We start from the raw sequence: 1,748 nt of genomic DNA on the forward strand, positions 1-1,748 counted from the left end.
CAATATGAAAGTTGCAGTAGCTAGATTTGTTACTAAAACAGAAAAAGCACCTACAGATGACCTTTTAAAAATATCCATGTATTATGGATTCAAATATAGGTTTTGTAATACTAGACGTGGAAATGAAAAAGGGCATGTAGAAAGATCCGTTGAATATATAAGAAGAAGGGTATTTAGCAAAAAAGATAAATTTAAAACACTAGAGGAAGCAAATAAATATTTGGAAAAAGAACTAGAAAAACTAAACTCTAAAGAGCAGAAACAAAGAGAAAATAAAAGTGCAAAAGAAATCTTAAAAGAAGAACTACCTTACTTAACAAAACTTATGCCACCATATGATATTTCAAGGGTTGCAGAACTTAGAGTGAATAAATATTCAGTAATAACTGTAGACGAAAATAAGTACTCAGTACCTGATTCACTAGTTGGAGAATTTGTAACAACCAAGGTATATCCAGAGAAAATATTAGTTTATCACCATAATACTAAAGTAGCAGAACACATAAGAAGTTTTGGTTCCCATACTTGGAATATAGAAATAAATCACTATCTAAACACATTAAAAAAGAAGCCTGGAGCAATTCATAGAAGCACAGCCATGCATCAAATGAATCCCAAGCTTCAAAACATTTACAATAAATATTATACCGAAAATCCAAGAGATTTCATAGAACTAATTGAACTAATTTCAAAAGAAGGTCTTGAAAGCATTGAAAAAGCAATAATATCATTAGAAAAAATTAGTCCTTTAAACATAAATACAGAAAAGATAAAACTTTTATGTAATAGAAAAGAAGAAATAAAGACAAATAAAGAGTACAAGAATACAGAAATAGAAAAACAATCAAAGTCAATATTAAACCATTATGGAAATCTACTTAAAAATTCATCAGTAGATTTTGATAAGGAGGCTTTGATAATATGAAAATAGATAAAAACAACGAAAGAATAAAAGAAATAGCAAAAGAACTAAAACTTGCATATACAATTAGAAATATAGAAGAAGAAATAAAAGAAGCAAATATAAAGAACTTAACATATGAAAATTTTCTTTTATCTCTGTTAGAAAGTGAACATGACTTAAGAAAAGCTAATGGAATAAAAAATAGAATAAGACTTGCTAAGTTCCCATATAAAAAACATATAGAAGATTTAAGTCTAGAAGATTTACCTGAAGATGCCAGAGATAAAGTAAAAATATTTTCATCTCTAGAATTTATAGAAACAGGTCAAAATATAATACTTGCTGGGAATCCTGGAACAGGTAAAACACATATGGCCATAGGACTTGGAATTAAAGCTTGTAACAAGGGATATAAGGTACTCTTCACTACTATCCCTTTACTGGTAAATGAATTGAAAGAAAGCAGGTCAGAAAAAACATTAAGGGCCTTTGAGAAGAAATTTGAGAAATATGATTTGATAATAGCAGATGAACTTGGATATATTTCTTTTGATAAAGAAGCCTCTGAGCTCTTATTCACCTATCTTTCCTTAAGAGCAGGAAGAAAATCTACAATAATAACTACAAATTTATCATTTGAAAGGTGGGATGAAATATTTAAAGATCCAGTAATGACAGCTGCAATAATAGATAGACTTACACATAAATCATATATTGTAAATATGAATGGTAATTCTTATAGATTAAAAGAAACTAAACTTTGGTTAGAAAAGCAATAATTTTTTTACCTTAACTAGAGGAGAATTCGATTAGAATTTAGAGGAAATTTCGGTTGACAAATACA

2 protein-coding genes are annotated in these 1,748 nt (G+C 28.3%); both read left to right on the top strand.

Annotated features, from left to right (window positions below; all coding sequences use genetic code 11):
* Nucleotides 1-925 (top strand): Mu transposase domain-containing protein (locus Q326_RS18720; protein WP_034602533.1); only part of this gene is annotated, 925 nt, incomplete at its 5' end.
* Nucleotides 922-1,683 (top strand): IS21-like element helper ATPase IstB, encoded by a 762-nt coding sequence (gene istB, locus Q326_RS0114840; protein WP_026896066.1) that lies wholly within the window; start codon nt 922-924, stop codon nt 1,681-1,683. The genes Q326_RS18720 and istB, both read left to right, overlap by 4 nt.
* The last annotated feature ends 65 nt before the right edge of the window (nt 1,684-1,748 follow it).

The sequence above is a fragment of the Clostridiisalibacter paucivorans DSM 22131 genome, assembly GCF_000620125.1.
GTDB lineage: Bacteria > Bacillota > Clostridia > Tissierellales > Clostridiisalibacteraceae > Clostridiisalibacter > Clostridiisalibacter paucivorans.

Coding starts and splice junctions, on each gene's coding strand:
- istB (WP_026896066.1), top strand. CDS start 922: ATGAAAATAGATAAAAACAACGAAAGAATAAAAGAAATAGCAAAAGAA.